The 17,000-nt window shown below is 66.8% G+C and carries 15 protein-coding genes; 10 read left to right on the top strand and 5 right to left on the bottom strand.

Going from position 1 to position 17,000, the window contains the following annotated elements; translation table 11 throughout:
• Positions 1–81: 81 nt before the first annotated feature.
• The 4 genes from NOW55_RS19965 (at position 82) to NOW55_RS19950 (ending at position 5,435) form a co-directional block, all read left to right on the top strand.
• Positions 82–993, top strand: coding sequence for a winged helix-turn-helix domain-containing protein (locus NOW55_RS19965; protein ID WP_256401885.1), 912 nt, complete (start codon positions 82–84; stop codon positions 991–993).
• Positions 994–1,560: 567 nt separating this feature from the next.
• The gene (locus tag NOW55_RS19960; protein ID WP_390293637.1) at positions 1,561–4,767 is read left to right on the top strand and encodes a bacterio-opsin activator domain-containing protein; all 3,207 of its coding nucleotides are present in this window, start codon (positions 1,561–1,563) and stop codon (positions 4,765–4,767) included.
• 72 nt (positions 4,768–4,839) lie between these two features.
• Positions 4,840–5,091 (top strand): hypothetical protein, encoded by a 252-nt coding sequence (locus NOW55_RS19955; RefSeq protein ID WP_256401883.1) that lies wholly within the window; start codon positions 4,840–4,842, stop codon positions 5,089–5,091.
• A gap of 35 nt (positions 5,092–5,126) precedes the next feature.
• Positions 5,127–5,435, top strand: a complete 309-nt coding sequence (locus NOW55_RS19950; protein WP_256401882.1) for a DUF7344 domain-containing protein — start codon at positions 5,127–5,129, stop codon at positions 5,433–5,435.
• Between the two features lie 433 nt (positions 5,436–5,868).
• Here the strand turns inward: NOW55_RS19950 and NOW55_RS19945 are convergent, their stop codons facing one another.
• Positions 5,869–6,261 (bottom strand): hypothetical protein, encoded by a 393-nt coding sequence (locus NOW55_RS19945; protein WP_256401881.1) that lies wholly within the window; start codon positions 6,259–6,261, stop codon positions 5,869–5,871.
• A gap of 2 nt (positions 6,262–6,263) precedes the next feature.
• On the bottom strand, positions 6,264–7,223 hold the full coding sequence (locus tag NOW55_RS19940; RefSeq protein ID WP_256401880.1) for an NAD-dependent epimerase/dehydratase family protein: 960 nt from the start codon (positions 7,221–7,223) through the stop codon (positions 6,264–6,266).
• 84 nt (positions 7,224–7,307) lie between these two features.
• Here NOW55_RS19940 and NOW55_RS19935 point away from each other — a divergent pair, with 84 nt between their 5' ends.
• Positions 7,308–7,973 (top strand): helix-turn-helix domain-containing protein, encoded by a 666-nt coding sequence (locus tag NOW55_RS19935; protein ID WP_256401879.1) that lies wholly within the window; start codon positions 7,308–7,310, stop codon positions 7,971–7,973.
• Positions 7,974–8,042: 69 nt separating this feature from the next.
• Here the strand turns inward: NOW55_RS19935 and NOW55_RS19930 are convergent, their stop codons facing one another.
• Both NOW55_RS19930 and NOW55_RS19925 read right to left on the bottom strand, forming a co-directional pair.
• On the bottom strand, positions 8,043–8,948 hold the full coding sequence (locus tag NOW55_RS19930) for a universal stress protein (protein WP_256401878.1): 906 nt from the start codon (positions 8,946–8,948) through the stop codon (positions 8,043–8,045).
• On the bottom strand, positions 8,949–10,391 hold the full coding sequence (locus tag NOW55_RS19925) for an APC family permease (protein ID WP_256401877.1): 1,443 nt from the start codon (positions 10,389–10,391) through the stop codon (positions 8,949–8,951). It abuts the gene before it with no gap.
• A gap of 234 nt (positions 10,392–10,625) precedes the next feature.
• Between NOW55_RS19925 and NOW55_RS19920 the strand changes: the two genes are divergently transcribed.
• The 5 genes from NOW55_RS19920 to NOW55_RS19900 all read left to right on the top strand — a co-directional run bounded on the left by NOW55_RS19920 (position 10,626) and on the right by NOW55_RS19900 (position 15,553).
• Positions 10,626–11,873 carry a 4Fe-4S ferredoxin N-terminal domain-containing protein gene (locus NOW55_RS19920; protein WP_256401876.1) on the top strand — a complete coding sequence of 416 codons (1,248 nt, stop codon included), beginning with the start codon at positions 10,626–10,628 and terminating at the stop codon, positions 11,871–11,873.
• Positions 11,870–13,198, top strand: a complete 1,329-nt coding sequence (nrfD, locus tag NOW55_RS19915; protein ID WP_256401875.1) for an NrfD/PsrC family molybdoenzyme membrane anchor subunit — start codon at positions 11,870–11,872, stop codon at positions 13,196–13,198. Before NOW55_RS19920 ends, nrfD begins: the two co-directional genes overlap by 4 nt.
• Positions 13,195–13,485: a hypothetical protein gene (locus NOW55_RS19910; RefSeq protein WP_256401874.1), complete on the top strand. Its 291-nt coding sequence runs from the start codon at positions 13,195–13,197 to the stop codon at positions 13,483–13,485. Before nrfD ends, NOW55_RS19910 begins: the two co-directional genes overlap by 4 nt.
• Before the next feature lie 48 nt (positions 13,486–13,533).
• Entirely contained in the window at positions 13,534–14,637 is a 1,104-nt protein-coding gene (locus NOW55_RS19905) for an Mrp/NBP35 family ATP-binding protein (RefSeq protein WP_256401873.1), read from the top strand.
• A 91-nt stretch (positions 14,638–14,728) separates the two neighbouring features.
• On the top strand, positions 14,729–15,553 hold the full coding sequence (locus tag NOW55_RS19900; RefSeq protein ID WP_256401872.1) for a hypothetical protein: 825 nt from the start codon (positions 14,729–14,731) through the stop codon (positions 15,551–15,553).
• 27 nt (positions 15,554–15,580) lie between these two features.
• On the opposite strand, the gene NOW55_RS19895 is transcribed toward NOW55_RS19900, so the two are convergent.
• Positions 15,581–16,999 (bottom strand): FAD-dependent oxidoreductase, encoded by a 1,419-nt coding sequence (locus NOW55_RS19895; protein ID WP_256401871.1) that lies wholly within the window; start codon positions 16,997–16,999, stop codon positions 15,581–15,583.
• Position 17,000: the final 1 nt, after the last annotated feature.

The following is a 17,000-nucleotide window of genomic DNA, read 5'->3' as shown; positions in this document are numbered from 1 at the left end:
CCCGGTCCGCGACTCGACTGGGCAGAAGACAGCCACACACGCGACCACAAATCAGTTGCCGGTGGGCGAGAACGACGGCGTATGGACGGTGAGCAGCCGGACGACACTGCCGACGGGGTCGACGAACGGCCACCGAACGACGTGTTCGGGCTGCTCGGGAACGAGGTCCGGGTCGACATCCTCCGGGCGCTCGGGATGCGACCGAACGACCGGCTCTCGTTCTCGGCGCTGTTCGACCGCGTCGACATCGCGGACAGCGGGAACTTCAACTACCACCTCGACAGGCTGTGCGGCGTGTTCGTCCGGAAGACCGACGACGGCGACGACAGCGGCTACGAGCTGACCCACGCGGGCCGGGAGGTCGTCGGCGCGATGTACGCCGGCACGTACACGACGAACGCGACCATCGACCCCATCAGGCCGGGCTGGAACTGCCTGCTCTGTGACGGCGAGATGGTCGTCCGCTACGCCGACGAGCGGGCGGAGTTCCGCTGCGTGGACTGCGACGGCGGGGCCGAGTTCTCGTTCCCGCCGGGCAACATCGACCAGTACGACCGGGAGGAGCTACCGACCGCGTTCGCCCGCTGGTACCACCAGACGTTCGGGAGCCTGTTCGACGGGTTCTGCCAGCTCTGCTCGGGGCGCGTCGAGCGCGACCTCCTGTGGCTCCCGGGCGGCGGCCCCGGCGAGGAACCGAAGCCGTCGATGGCCGAATTCGAGTGCGGGCGCTGCGGAAGCGTCGCCCGCGTCTCCGGCGGTACGATGGCCACCTTCCACCCCGTCGTGGAGGGGTTCCTCGCCGAGCACGGCTTCGACGCATCGGCGCGCCACCCATCGCAGGTCTGGGCCGACCTCGACGGGTTCCGGGCGGAGATCCACAGCGAGGACCCACCCCGGTTCTCGGTTCACTTCACCGTCGACGGCGAACGGGCTTCGGTGGAGATTGGACCCGATGCGAGCATCGAGTCCGTGCGTCGGGAGCCGGTCGAGTGAGTGGGTGTGCCCAAGGGCACAAAGCAGAAAAAATACTCAGCCCCCGCCCCACCTTCGCACAGCCGGTTCCAGATGAATCACTCGAAACGCTGGTGTTGGAACTATTCCGCCGATAAGTAGAGGCGCGTATCTTGAATGCGAGGAATCCGAATTCTCGAGGACTGGAATCGCTCGATCTGTTTCCGTTGACCGCATCTTTTTGTCTATCTGCACCCAACCAGTCCTATGGGTTCGTCCGTGCCATCGGCCGCTACGGTCCTTGCGGTCTTCGACCAGCTCGGTCCTCCGGGGACTCCGTACACGACGCCGGAGATCGCCGCAGAGTTCGACTGTTCCGACCGAACGATCTACAATCGACTCGACGCCCTCGTCGAAGACGGTACCATCGAGACGAAGAAGGTCGGCGCGAAGGGACGGGTGTGGTGGAAGCCAGTCGGAAGCGAACGGCACTACCGGACGGTCCTGAACTCGATGGACGAGGGCTTTTTCCTGGCGGACGTGGTCTTCGACGGTGACGGCGAGGCGCTTGATGTACTCTACCGCGACTCGAACCCGGCGGCGGTCGAGATGACCGGCGAGGAGTTCGAGGGTCGGTGGCTAACCGAGATCGATACGGGATACGAGGAGCACTGGTTCGAGGTGTTCGGCCGCGTCGCCAGCACGGGCGAGGGCGAGCGCCACGAACTGTACGCCGAGCCGGACGGAATCTGGTACAACTTCTACGTGTTCAAACCCGAGGGCGCCGGCTCCCGGCGGGTTGCCGTCGTTTTCGAGGACATCACCGAACGCAAGAAGATGGAGCAGCTCCGAGAGACGAACGAACGGCTCGAACAGGAACTCAGAACGGAGCACAAGCAACTCGACGTCGCGGTAGAGAATTCGCCACTCGTCCTCTTCCGACTGGACACCGACCTGCGATACACTTGGGTCAGGAACCCGGCTCAGGATTTCGAAGACGTGGACATACTGGGGAAGCGTGAAGACGAGCTTTTGCCCCCCGAGGCGGCAGAGACGCTCATGGCACCCAAGCGGCAGGCGCTGGAAACTGGCGAACGTCTCCGCGAGGAGGTGACCTACGAATTACCGTCCGGGCACGTAACCTACGACCTCACGGTCTCCCCGCTTCGAGATGAGTCCGGGGAAATCACCGGTCTGGTGTGTGCCGCACTCGACATCACCGAGCGAAAGAACGCCGAGCGAAAACTCCAGCAGCAAGCCGAATTGGATTCCTTCCGCGTCGACCTCACCGACGCGATTCGCTCGCTCTCGGACCCCAGCGAGATTCAGCGAGAGGCCGCACGTGTCCTCGGGGAACGGTTGGACGCCGACCGTGCACACTATATCGTGGTCGGCGACGACGAGGACACGTTCTGGATTGGCCCTGATTACTACCGGGGCGACGCTCTCTCGGACACCGGCGAACGTCGCCTGGCCGACTACGGCGAGTACATCGTAGAGACGCTCCGCGCCGGCGAGAACCTCGTTCTGGACGACACGCAATCCGCCCCGGAACTGAGCGACGAGGACCGGGCGGCGCACGCGTCGGTCGACACCCACGCCAGCGTCGCCGTACCGCTGATCAAGGACGGCCGCCTCGTGGCGTTCTTCGCTGTCGATAACGCGGAGGCTCGCGAGTGGACCGACGAGGAGATTGAGATGGTCGAGGAGACGGCCGAACGGACGTGGGCGGCCGTCGAGCGGGCGCAGGCCGAACGGCAGCGCCGCGAGTCGAATGAAAAGCTCGAACTCGCACTCGACGCCGTGCAGATGGGAACCTGGAAGTGGGATTTGGAGGCCGAGACCGTCGACGGCGACGGCCGATTCTTGGAGATGTTCGACCTGTCGAAGTCGGACGGACCGCTTCCCTTCGAGGAGTTTCTGGCACGACTGGGGCACGAAAGCGTTGAGGAGGCCGAGGCGGTGATGAACACCGAGTTCGAACCGGGCGAGTATATCGAGGGTGAGGTCCGAATTGACGACGTCCCGGACGCGCCCGTGTGGATCAACTGGCGGGCCAGGGCCATCGAAGATGATCCGCCGGTCCTCTTCGGCGTTAGTTTCGACATCACCGAGCGCAAACACACTCAGCAGTCCCTCGAACGGCTCACCGATGCGAGTCACGAACTGATCGACGCTGATGTGGAGGCGATTCAGGATTGCGTGGACGAATTCGCCGTGGACGTCCTCGGGGTCGAGTACGCCGCGCTCTGGCGGTACGACGAGGCGAGCGGTGACCTGACCGAAGCCACCAGCACCCTCAACGCGGAGATCGATACCGATGCGCTCCGACACCCGGACGACGTCTCCGAGCATGTCTGGCAGACATTCGTCAGTGAGGATATCGACATCGCTGCCGACCTCCCCGTCGATGAGACCGTGCCGGACGGGGCGACCCTTCGGAGTCGGTTGCTCATTCCTCTCGGCAGACACGGGGTGGTCTATGCCGGCTCGCTGGCGTCGGACGTCTTCGACGAACGGGTCGTCGAACTCGCCCAGAGCTTCGGGGCGACGGTCGAATCGGCGTGGGACCGTGCCGACAGCGAACAGCGACTCCAGGCACAAAACGAGGAACTGACCCGCCTCGACGACCTCAACTCGCTCATCCGGCGGATCGATCAGGCACTCGTCAGCGCCGTGACGCGCGAGGAGATCGATGAGGCGGTCTGTGAGCAACTGGCCAGCTCCGACCTCTACGAGTCGGCCTGGCTCGCCACTTACACCGTGGATTCTGATTCGGTACGCCCACAGGCCTGGGCGGGCATCGACAGTGGCTATCTGGAAGACCGGACAGCGACGCTGTGGGACGAGTCGAGCGACGACCCACTCGTCACCGCCCACCGAACAGGAGAGATGCAGATCGTCGCCGATATCGCCACAGACCCCCGCGCATCCGTTTGGCGCGAACACGCTCTCGAACACGGTGCACGTTCTGCAGTCACTATCCCACTCGTTTACGGGGAGTCGAAGTACGGGATCATCACGGTCTGGGGGCGGACGCCACAACCGGACGAGCGCGAGACGGAGGTGCTGGCGGAATTCGGCGGAACCATCGCCCACGCCATTCACGCACTCGAAGCGACCACCACCCGGCGGACCGACAGCGTCGTCGAACTCACGCTCCGCACGACGACGGCCGAAACGCCGCTCGTTCGGCTCGCGCGGGAGCTGGACTGCGTAATCGAGTTCGAGGGGCTAGTGCAGGGGGCCGACGGTGACGCGGCTGTGTTCTTCACTGCAAGGAACGTCTCTGCCGCCGAGATGGTGGCCGCTGGCGAGCAGTTGCTCGCCATCGCGGAGCTGAATCATGTGGCTGACCGGGAGACGGGTGCCCTGTTCAAAGCACGGCTGGACGAGACGACACTCGCCGGTCAAATCCTCGAACGGGGCGCGATGATTCGCTCGCTGCGCATCGAAGCAGGGACAGCAATGGCCGTCGTGGAGCTCCCTGAGACTGGCGACGTCCGCGCGTTCGTCGAGGGGCTGGAGGGAGACGTACGCGATCTCGAACTGCTCGCACGACGAACCCGAACGCGCGAGACTGAAGGGACACTCCAGAGTACGGTCCTCGACCGGTTGACGCCGCGCCAGCAGGAAGTCTTGCAACTGGCCTACCGCAGTGGGTACTTCGAGATGCCGCGGATACGGACGGGCCAAGAACTGGCCGACACGCTGGGCATCGTGCCGTCGACGTTCGCCAAACACATCCGGAGCGCCGAGCGCAACGCGCTCGACGTGATATTCGCAAACGAACGCGAGGAGATAGAGGCGAAATAGTTTCACTATCCAATATCGTATCGTGAATATATTTTACAGTCATGTTACCGGGATTGCTACACTATGGAGAGTATGGACACCGACCAAACGCGGAATTATTCGGCGGGCACGGGGGATGCGGACGACTCGAAAGCAACTGGCGATCCGGCGTCGCTCTCTGAGATGCTGGGGGTACTCGACAGCCGTCCGCGGCGCCGGATTCTCTTCACCCTGCTTCACGAGGACGGGAAGGTTCCAATCGAGTCCCTGGCACGAACGGTCGCTGCGCCGGAGTTCTCGCCTGTGGCAGACGGTGAAACGCGTAGCGACAGAGAGACCGTATAATCATGACCAGTCGTGCCGACTCGTCGAGTTCCGACATGGACTCAATGCTCGATGCACTGGCGAACAGATACCGTCGACGGGTGCTCGTCGCGTTATTAGACCACAACCCACAGGACGACGACGACCCGCAGGTCCCCGACGACGTTCGCCTTGAAGACGAGGGTCTGGAACAACTCATGATCCAGATGCGTCACGTGCACCTCCCGAAACTGGCGGAGTCGGGATTCATCGAGTGGGACCAAGAGACGAACACGATTCGGATGGGTCCGCAGTTCGAGGAAATTCGACCGTTACTGGAGTTGATGGCGAACCACGTCGACGAACTGCCCGACGACTGGCTCTGAGGACTGCAGGGACGGTCACCGTGTACGCCGGCCCATGGAGCCACACGGCTGCATCAAGTCGTGTGTCCCATCGATCGCCGGAACGTGCCTACCGACCAGAGAGCGGCAGTGTCGCCGTCCGTGCTACACCCATCCTCTGTATTTATCGGAAAGGGACCCAACTCCGCTATTGAGTCCGCCCCCTGGAGGTCACACGTAGACAACCCCACGTTCCCGAATATGCACACGAACTCGGAGTTTTCGTGTGCATCCAACACCAGCTACCTACGTCTGGACCACGCTCTCTGCTCTATCAGCAACCGAAGACCGGAAGAACACACCCAGAGGACTGATTCCAGTCACTCGAACGAACATAGAACTCCGGGGTCGTGTGGATAGACCGAATCCGGATAGGAACGACGACGCACCACGGGAAACCCGACGAGAGCCGTCATCACGGTCCTGCCGAATCATCGCGGAGCGACCAGACGCCAACAATAGCCCCCAACGCAGGCGTCAGCGCGACGCCCACAGCCGTCACCTGGAACGGCAGCTGCCACGTCCCGGCCGGTACCGCGTGAACGTGGTCCGGCGAGTCGACGACGAAGTGCAGCGCGACGCCGAGCACGAACGCGGCCGCCATCGAGACGGAGAACAGCGCCAGCCCGGACCGATGCCCGCGACGATGGAGCACCACGCCGAGCGCCGGGCCGAGGAACGTCGTCGCCACGACGAGCGCGTTCTGCCAGGCTGATAACGGCACCGGCACGAGTCCGTGTGTCAGCCCGTGAGTCGTCGCGGCGGCGAGGTGGAGCCCGAGCACGCCCGGGAGGGGACGGCTGCGCATCGCTACGCTTCCACGACCTCGCCGGTCGCCCGCCAGCGCGAGACCACCTGCGCCAGCCCCTCGTCCACCGTCGGATACTCGGGTTCCCAGTCGAACGCCTCGCGCAGTCTGTCGTTCGAGGTCGGCATCGGCTCGGTGAGCAGTCGTCGCATGTTCGCGTCGATGAACAGGCCTCCAAGCCAGCCGGGAATCCGTCGCGGTCGGGGTGCATCGAGCTCGTCCGCGAAGCTCTGGAGGAAGTTCGCGTACGTGGTCGGTCGGTCGTCGACGACGTGGAACGTCCCGGTCGCGTCGCCGTCGACGGCCGCGGCGAAGGCGCTCGCCGCGTCGTCGACGTGGACGAACGAGAGCTCCGCGTCGTCCCGCCCCAGGAGGCCGCCGGCGATGATGGGCATGCGACGGTCGAGCAGCCCCTCACCGAACAGCTTCGTGTGCACCGTGTCGGGTGCGTAGAAGTAGCCGCCGCGGAGGACGACCGGCTCGAAGCCGTGCGTCTCGGCCCCATCGGTGACGATCCGCTCTGCTTCCAGCGCGGACTGCGTCGACCGGTCCGGGTGGGGCTCCGCGCCCTCGTCGAACCGGCTCCCGTCCGGCTGTCGTGCCAGCCAGACGACGCTCTGGAGGAGCACGCGGTCGGCGTCGTGCTCGGCGGCCGCGGCGACGAGATTCTCGGCACCTTCGCGGCGCACCCGGTCGTTCAGCTCCCACTCCTCGTCGTCGGGGTTCGTATCGGTCGGAATCTTCGTCGCGGCGTGGACGAGCACGTCGGAGCCCGTCGCAGCGTCGACGACGGATTCCCGGTCGAGTACGTCGCCCCGACGTGGCTCGCCACCGTGCTCGCGGACGACCCGGTCACCCCCGCTATCTCGCGTCAACCCCACCACGTCGTGGCCCCGGTCGGCACAGAGCGCGACGGTTCGACGGCCGAGTACGCCGGTCGCGCCAGCGATGAACACCTTCATACGCTGTCATTGCTCGCCGACGACCAAGCTCGAACTGCCGACACTGGTCGGGTTATTTTTGTAGTCAGGTGACGACCGACGTTCATGCGCTACCTCACGCTCCGCGTCTCGGGGGCCGAGGCGGAGCTGCATCCGCTCGTCCCCGCACTCACCGACGGGTCGATGTTCCGGAACGCCCAGATGGTCGACTGGGCACCGTCGCTGGAGCCGCCGCGGGCGACCGTCCTGCTCTACGTCGACGGCGACGTCCAGCGGTTCGTCGGCGTGCTGGAGGAGACCGACCTCGTGCTCGAATACGACGTGACACACGTGGGCGAGGAGCGAGCATACGTCTACGTCCACTCGGAACCGCACCCGGTGGAGTGGCGGTTGTTCGACGTGGGGACCATCGAGGGGCTCATCCCGGTGTTCCCGATCCAGTACCACCACGACGGCTCCATCACGGCGCGTATCGTCGGCCCGACGGAGACGCTTCAGGCTGCGGTCGAGTCGATGCCGGAGGGCGTCGAGACGAGGCTCGAACGGGTCGGCGAGTACGACCTCGGCCGGCCACCGGTTCCGCCATCGCTGCCACCACGACAGCGCGAGGTGCTCGTGACCGCGTTCGAACTCGGCTACTACGAGGTGCCGCGGGAGGCGAGCCGGGACGACGTGGCGGCCGCCATGGACTGCGCCCCCAGCACCGCCTCGGAGCACCTACAGAAAGCGGAGCGAAGCATCATCAGGACCTACCTGAACCGGGACGAATGACCGGGGTGGGGTCGAACCCGGTCGTCTGCACCCAACCACCGTAGTTGGCCCGTGATCCGTTCGTCTCGTTTACGCTTCCGTCCCGTCCGTCTCGTCTGTCTCGCCCGTCTCGTCCGTCTCGCCCGAGTGGTCGTCTCCCGAGACCGGGCCATCGGAGTCCGATGCATCCGTAGCGACTTCATCGGTGCTCTGGTGCTCATCAGTCGCCTCTTCAGCCGGCTCGGGCAGGTCCCGGACGACGAGCACCGGGGCGACCGCGCCCTCCGCGACGCGCTCGGCGTCGTCGCCGAACAGGGCCGAGAGCACCGGCGGCCCGCCCTCGCCCATGACGACGACGTCGAACTCGACGGACCGGGCGACGATGTCGTAGATGGGGGTCTCGGACCCGCTGACCTCGACCGTGATGCGTTCCGGGTCGAACCCCCGCTGCTCGAGCGTCGCGTCGGCGCGCTGGACCGCGGACTCCGCGTCGTACCCGCCGCCGCCGGTGAGGCCCCAGAGCGTGACGTCTGCGTCGTCGTCGGCGAGCAGCGCGGCGACGAGGTCGACGAGGCGAGCGACGTCGATGCTCCCCCGGACCGCGACGAGCACGTCCTCGACCTCGCCGGTCGGGTTCGGGAGCAGCGTCGCCGTCGCGCCGACCTCGTTTGCGACGCGGTCGACGGTCTGATCGCGGTCGTGCGTGAAGACGACGCGTGTTTCGACCCCTCCCCCGGCCTCGCGGAACCCCTTCGCGATGGCCTCGACGGCCTCCTGGGCGCGGTCCTCGAACTGCATACTTCCCTGCTCCGTCGGGGTCTGCTCGGGGAGCACGTGGTAGCCGAGGACGACGATCTCCGCTGGTGTGAGGAACTCGACGAGCGGTTCCGGGACCGTCTGGCCCTCCAGCACCCGAACCGGGATGAGTATCTTCGGGGGTTCACGGACCGAGAGTTCGTCCGATACCATCGGGTCCTTGGTGGCGTCCCAGGACATTCAGACCACCCCCTTGAGCGAGACATCGTTCGCGTAGTACCCGAACCAGCCACCCGATGCGACCATGATTGCGACGCCGATGATCTGTGATGTGGGTTTCATGAACAGGATGAGGCCGAAACTCGCGACCGCTCCGACACCCGCGACCAGCCGGTACGCGGGGACCCTGAAGTCGGGGTCGTACCACTCCGGTTCGTTCCGTCGCATCGTGATGAGCGCCACGCACATCAGCCCGTACATGACGAGGTGGAGGAACGAGGCGACCTCCGCGAGCACCTCGACCTCGCCGAAGGCGACGAGGACGAGCACGGGACCGCCACCCATCGCGAGTGCGATGTGGGGCGTCCCGTACTGCAGGTTTATCCGACTCGCGAAGCGGGGGAGTATCGCGTCCTTGCTCAGGGCGAACACCGCCCGCGAGGTCGAGAGGATGGAGGCGTTGGCGCTGGAGACCGTCGCCAGCAACCCGGCGAGGAGGATGACGATGGCACCCGGCGCACCGATGAAGTTCCGGGCCACCTCCACGATGGCCGTCTCGCCGAAGCCGGACAGGGTGGCGCTGTCGAACGCGCTGGTGGCGACGAAGATGGTCGCCACGTACAGCGTGCCGACGATGACCACCGAGCCGACCATCGCCAGCGGGAGGTTCCGTCCGGGGTCCTTGATGTCGCCCGCGACCGTCGCGACCTGTGCGAAGCCGAGGTACGACGTGAACACGAGTGCGGCGGTCGTGAACACGGGGAGCGGCCCGAACGGCATGAATCGTTCGGGGGTGGTACTGCTCCCGAACACACCGACGGCGTCGAGACCGCCGAAGCTCAGGAACAGGACGAGGATGGTCAGCAAGAGCCCGACGACGTAGTTCTGGAGTGTCGCGGCGTTCTCGGTACCGACCAGGTTCAGGCCGGTCAGCACCACCCCGAACAGGAGTGCGAGCGGGACGACCACCGGGACGCCGCCGATGGCGACGCCCGCTTCGGCCAGCACGGCCGCGGCGTAGTTGCCGAAGCCGACCAGGTAGAACGCCGTCGCGAAGACGAGTCCGAGCCAGATGCTGATGCCGACGATCGAGCCCGCGAGCGCACCGAGCGCCCGGGAGATGAAGTAGTAGCCGCCCCCGGACTTCGGCATCGCCGTCGCGAGCTCCGAGGCCGGGAGGGCGACCAACAGTGCGATCACCGCACCGATGGCGAACGACCCTGCGGCGGCTGGACCGGCCTGCCCCGCCGCGAGCCCGGGGAAGACGAAGATGCCCGCGCCGATCATCGTCCCGACGCCGATGGCCAGGCCGCCCTTCAGCCCGATGGTCCGTTCGAGTTCGGTCCCTTCCTCGGTGACCGAGGTCTCGCCGGACGGGGATTCGGCTGCCACGACCTGCTCCGGTACCTCTCCTTCGCGGTTCGCGCCCTCCGAGGTCGAGATTCCCTCCTGTCCAGTGCCCATTACTACCGTACCAATCGAGGACACGGGTGAAAAGGGTAATCCAACGTTCACCCCGGCGGGCTCACCACATCGGTTGCCGGGGTTCAACTTGAGTCCCCCAGCGAACATATTCTGGCACCGTTCAGGGTTCTGGGAACCGGCGTGGTGGGTTATGACCAGACCGTTACCAGTCTCGACTGGGAACCATGACGAGTACAGAACCGGGGACGCGAAGGAAACTGGAGGTGAACCAGGATGCCTGAGGACGCCACGCTCCCGCTCGACGACGAGTCCGAGACCGAGATGCGGCGCGTGCTCTCGGAGACCGAGTACGACACGGATCTCGGTCTGGAGATGGCCCGCGACGCACAGCGGGTCGTCGCCGGTGAGCTGACCGACGCCGAGTTCTACGCGAAGTACCACGAGGACATGCTCGAGGAGTTCGGGCAGGACGCTCGCGAACTGCCGGAACTCCAGGACGACCTCGACGGTGAGGTCGTCTCGGAGACCGCCGACGCCACGAGCGTGCGGGAGACACTGACGGAGCTAGCCGACGCGGAGGACATCTCTCGCCGGGAGCTGCTCGCGAAGGGTGGCGCTGCCGCGGCGGCGCTCAGCGTCTTCGCCGGCGCTGGGAGCGGCTCCGGTGGCGGCCACGGCGACACGCCCACGCAGGGCGACGGCACCCGCTGGGGGATGGTCATCAACCTCAACAACTGCGACGGCTGCCTCGCCTGCGTCTCGGCGTGCTCGCAGGAGCACGGTCTCTCCCGCGGGGCGAACTGGATGTACGTCTTCACCTACGAGGACCGCAACCAGGACGACGAGAACTTCCTCGTGCGGCCGTGCCAGCACTGCACCGACTCGCCGTGTACGAAGGTCTGCCCGGTCGGCGCGCGCCACACCCGCGACGAGGACGGACTCGTGCTCACGGACTACGACATCTGCATCGGCTGTCGGTACTGCGAGGTGTCGTGCCCGTACGGGGTGAACTACTTCCAGTGGGGCGAACCCGACGTGCCCGACTCGGAGATCCCGAACGAGCACCAGTTCGACGACCGTGGGAAGTGGGTCGGCGCGCGCCCGCCGGAGGGCGTGATGGGCAAGTGCACGTTCTGCGTCGACAGGCAGGACGGCGCGATGGGCGAGGAGAAGGTCGGCACGACCGCCTGCGAGGAGGCCTGCGCGATGGACGCCATCCACTTCGGCGACCTCAACGACGAGGAGAGCGCGCCGAACCAGCACCTCCGGCAGTATCGCGACGCCGAGGAGAACGACCGCTCCTCCTTCCCGAACCGGACGGAGCACACGGTCTCGACGTTCAACCTGCTGGAGGAGCGCGGGACGAGCCCGAACGTCCACTACGTCGGCAACGAGCCGTCGCCGCACGCAGAGCAGGTCGAGGGACCAGTCTCCTACGAGGACGTCGGCCTCGTCGACAACCGCAAGAACGAGGTGCTCGACGACGGGGCCTCGGCGGCCGAGGCGGGTGAGGAGGCATGAGCGTGGACACGAGCGACGTGAGCCGCGAGACGCTCGTCCGGCCCATCGGCCAGCTGTCGAAGCAGTACCTGGCCCTGATGGCCGCAGCACTGGGTGCCATCGGCATCTGGGCGTTCTTCTACCTGCAACAGCTCCAGCACGGCCTCATCGTGACAAATCTCGCCGACTGGGGCTCCGGCGGCGGCGTGCCGTGGGGGCTCTACATCGGCGCGTTCATCTGGTGGGTCGGCATCGCCCACGGCGGCATCATCCTCTCCGCGGCGGTGCGGCTCCTCGGGATGGATCGCTACCAGCCCGTCGCGCGGCTGGCGGAACTGCTGACCATCGCGGCACTGACCTGCGCCGGGCTGTTCATCCTCATCCACGTCGGTCGCCCCGACAGGCTCGTGACGAGCGTCCTGCCGGCGTGGCCGACCCGTGTGCAGTGGTCACCGCTGATGTGGGACGTGACCGTCATCACCGCGTACTTCGTCCTGACGGCGACGTACCTGCTGTTGACCATCCGGTACGACATCCACCGGCTGCGCGACAGACTCCCCCACCAGCTCGAACCGGTGTACGCGGTGCTGATGCTCGGCTACTCCGAGCGCGAGGACGCCATCGTCGAGCGGATGGTCTGGTGGATCGCCTTCGCCATCATCATCATGGCACCGCTGCTGCTCCACGGGGGCGTCATCCCGTGGCTGTTCGCGCTGCTGCCGTCGATGGCGGGCTGGGCCGGCGGCGTCCAGGGGCCGTCGTTCCTCTCCATCGCGCTGACCTCCGCGGTCAGCGGCATCATCATCGTCGCGGCGGCGTTCCGTCGGGCCTACGGCTGGGAGGAGCTCATCCCCGTCGAGGTGTTCCAGGGCCTCGGGAAGTGGCTGGGCTTCTTCGGACTCATCTTCCTCTGGCTCCAGCTCCAGCAGGTGATCACGGGCATCTTCGCCGCCCCGACGACGCTCCAGCACGCGACGGAGGTGAAGATAGCGACGCCGCTGTACTGGGTCGCCATCGGGCTCGTGCTCCTGGCGATGCTGTACGTCTTCGCCTGCTCGCTGCGGCCGTCGCTGTTCCGCATCCCGGTGCTGGTCGCGCTGTCGTTCGGCGTGCTCGTCGGGACGCTGGTCGAGAAGGTACTGTTCGTCGTCGAGGGACTCCAGCACGCACACTTCCAGCTCTACGACGGCGTGCCTGGCGTCTACGTGCCGTCGCCCGTCGAGCTGTCGGCGCTGCTCGGGACGGTCGGCATCGTCGTCCTGTTCTTCCTCGTCGTCTCGAAGGTCATCCCGGTGGTCGAGCTGCACGCCATCGAATCGGCCCACGAGGAGGTGGACGACGCATGAACCCGACCGCACTGCCGGCGACGCTGGCCGCACTGCTGCCACTCGCGGCCGGCGGTGGCGGCGGTGGCGGCGGTGGCCACTCGCTCCCGTTCGTCGGCCCGGGCACGTACCTCATCTTCGGCATCGTGCTCGCGCCGGTGTACCTGATGGTCGTGGCCTGGTATGTCGGCGAGCCGAGCGACCGGTCGAAGGCGTGGCTCGGCGTCGGCTACCTCGTCGGTCTCACCACAGTCCTCTGGGGCAGCCTGTTCGTCGCCACGATGGCCATCGACGTGCTGTTCTTCTGAAGAACCGCCAGCCCACCACCCGGCCACACCAATCGACACCATAGTTCCATGCCACTCACCGAATCCGAACTCGAAGACCGACTGCGGAACGTCGAGGACCCGATGAACGACGACGAGATCGTCTCCATGGGCCTCGTGAACGACATCGACATCGACGCGGAGGGAGCGACCGTCTCGCTCGCGTTCAACGCGCCCTACGCTCCCACGGAGATAGAGATCGGCACCGCCATTCGGGAGGTGATCGAGGACGCCGGGATGGAGCCCGACCTCCGCGCCGACATCGGGGAGGAGCACGGCTTCGACCAGGAGGTCTTCCCGGGCGTGCGGAACGTCGTCGCCGTCGCCTCCGGGAAGGGCGGCGTCGGGAAGACGACCGTCGCCGCGAACCTCGCGGCCGGCCTGAACGACCGCGGTGCCCGCGTCGGCATCCTCGACGCCGACGTGCACGGTCCGAACGTCCCACGGCTGCTCCCTTCGGAGAACGAGCCCGGCGTCATGCCCGAGGGCGACATCGTCCCGCCGCGCTCTGACGGCGTGGCGGTGATGAGCACCGACCACCTGATGCCCGACGGCGACGAGCCCGCGGTGATGCGGGGGCCGATGGTGAACAACGTGATGATGAAGTTCGTCGAGGAGGTCGAGTGGGGCAGGCTCGACTACCTCGTGGTCGACCTCCCACCGGGCACCGGCGACGCCTCGTTGAACCTGCTGCAGACGCTCCCCGTCGCCGGGGTGGTCATCGTGACGACGCCACAGGAGATGGCCGTCGCCGACGCCCGCAAGGGACTTCGGCTGTTCTCGGACCACGACGCACCGGTCCTCGGCGTCGTCGAGAACATGAGCACGTTCCACTGCCCGAACTGCGACGACACCCACGAGGTGTTCGGTGCGGGCGGCGGCGACGAGATCCGCGAGGACTACGACGTGCCGGTGCTCTCCGAGCTGCCGGTCCACCCGGACTTCGACAGCGGCGCGACCGAGGGCCCGACCATCAGGGACGAGGACAGTCCGGTCCGCGACGACCTGTTCGACATGGTGGACGCCGTCGCCGACCGCATCGGCGAGGTCAACCGCAGGCAGGTCTCCGAACACGTCGGTGCACTCGCACCGGACGACCGCGACGAGGTACCGACCGCGGTGGAGTCCGACTGACCGACCCCGTCTCGGCACTCCATAACACACTTGCGGCAGGCGACTGTATTTCGCGTAGTTCGACCGCGCCATCCCGGTCGACGCCCCACCCATGACCGACACGAGCGCCATCATCCGACGGGTCGGACGGGGCGTCGCCTACGTCCTGCTCGGACTCGTCGGCACCATCGCCGTCGCCCTGGTCCTGCTCAACGTCACCACGGGCGTCCAGCGACCGGTCTACGACGCGCTGTACCTGCGGCTGGGCCCGAGCGGGGCCACGGAGGCGGCCATACTCATCCAGTTCCTCGCCAGCGGTCTCGGCGCGGTCGCCCTCCCGCTGTTCGTCGCCGACTACCTGCACACCGGGCTCGCGAACCGTGACGCACTCCTCGCCGTCCTGGGCTCCTTCCTCGGGGTGCTGGTCGTCTACACGGCAGTCGCGCTGGCCGGGTTCCCGTCGGCACCGACCGCGTTCCTGCTGCTCGTGGTCGTGCTCGTCGGGGTTCCGCTCCTCCTCCGGTTCCGGTTCGACGTCCGGTCCGGCGCACTTCCGACGTTCGTCGGGAGCGTCCCGGCCGTAGTATTGCTCATGCTGCTGGCCGCGTTCGGCCTCGGCTGGGGGTGGGGCTACGTCGTCAGCGCCCAGGAGGTGCCGGCCTCGTCCGTGGACGACGCGGCGGTCGGAACGCTCTCGGACGCGCCGCCGGTCGAATCCGCGCTGTTCTCGTCGGGGAACTGCGAGACAGACGCCGACGGCTACCAGACGTGCGACCTCCCGCTGCGTGGGTTCGAGCACGAGCGGGTTGCGGTCCGAGCGCTGTCCGAACTCGATGTCAGGTGTCCGTACCAGGGGACGAGCGGCGACGGCGGGAGCGCTGTCGTCCGTCACGATGAACGGTACTTCGAGGTGCAGTGTTCGCCCCACGGGGACTGACCAGGGGGCGACCGCGAGTCGTTCGCGTCAGGACGACAGCTTCCCGTCGAGCACCTTCCCGGCGGTCAGGACCGGGTCCCAGACGGGGCTGAACGGCGGCGCGTACGCCAGGTCGAGGTACGAGAGCTGGTGGGCGGTCATGCGGGCATACAGCGCCGTGGCGACGGTGTCGATTCGCTTCGCGACACCCTCACGGCCGACCATGCTCGCTCCGAGGACGCGCCCACTGTCCCGGTCCCCGAGGAGCGTGACCTGTATCTCCTCGTCGCCGGGGTAGTAGTGGGCCCGGGAGCGGGCGGTGATGGTCACCGAGACCGGGTCGAACCCCGCCTCGCGGGCCGCCTCCTCGTCGACGATACCGGTCCGGGCCACCTCCAGGTCGAACGCCTTGACGGCGGCGGTGCCGGCTATCTCGCCGACGGGCGTTGGCTCACCGGCGACCGTCGCGCCGATGGCACGCCCGGCACGGTTCGCCGTCAACGCAAGCGGGACGTGATCGGGCCCGCCGGTCACGACGTGGGTCATCTCGGCGTTGTCTCCCGCCGCGAAGACCTGTTCGTCGTTCGTCCGACCGTACTCGTCCGTCGCGATGGCACCAGTCGGGCCGAGCTCGATGCCGGCAGCCTCGGCCAGTTCGGTGTTCGGGGCGACGCCGACGCCGACCAGCGCGAGGTCGACCGGGATGGTCAGGTCGCCGGCGGCGATGGCCTCGACGTGATTGTCGCCGACCATGCCGTCGACGGCCGTGTCGAGGTGGAGCTCGACTCCCTGCTCGCGGAGGTGGTCCTCGACGACGCCCGCTGCCTCGGTCCCGAAGGGCTGGAGCGTGTGCGGCAACATCTCGAAGAGATGCACATCGAGGCCGTGGGCCGCGAAGGCCTCCGCCATCTCGATGCCCACGTAACCGCCGCCGATGACGGCGACCGACTCGGGCCCCTCGGCCTCGGCGTACTCCGCGGCCGCCGCACCGTAGCCCATCTCCGGGAGGTTTGCGGTCGGCGTGTCCAGTCCAAGGTAGCGTCGGATCTCGGCGGCCTCGTTCATGTTGTGCAGAGTGAACACGCCGTCGAGGTCGATGCCGTCGAAGGGGGGGACGACGGCCTGCGCTCCGGTCGCGAGCAGCAGGTCGCCGTACGCCTGTTCGAACTCGCCGTCGGGACCGGTTACCGTCACGGTCCGTTCCGCGCGGTCGACCGCCGTGACCTCGTGGTTCGTCCGAAGGTCGATACCGCGTTCCTCGACGAACGCCTCGGGCGTCACCTGGACGAGGTCGTCGAGGGTCTCCACATCGCCCTTGACGTAGTAGGGCAGCCCGCAGGCGGCGTAGGAGACCCACTCGCCCTTCTCGAAGACGACGACGTCCCGGTCCGGGTCGTCCCGCTTGGCCTTGCTCGCTGCGCTCATCCCTGCCGCGTCTCCGCCGACGATGACGAACGGACCTTCCATG

Source organism: Haloarchaeobius litoreus (assembly GCF_024495425.1).
Taxonomy (GTDB): Archaea; Halobacteriota; Halobacteria; order Halobacteriales; family Natrialbaceae; genus Haloarchaeobius; species Haloarchaeobius litoreus.
The sequence above is the reverse complement of the archived record's forward strand: the minus strand, read 5'-3'. Positions and strand labels throughout refer to the sequence as shown.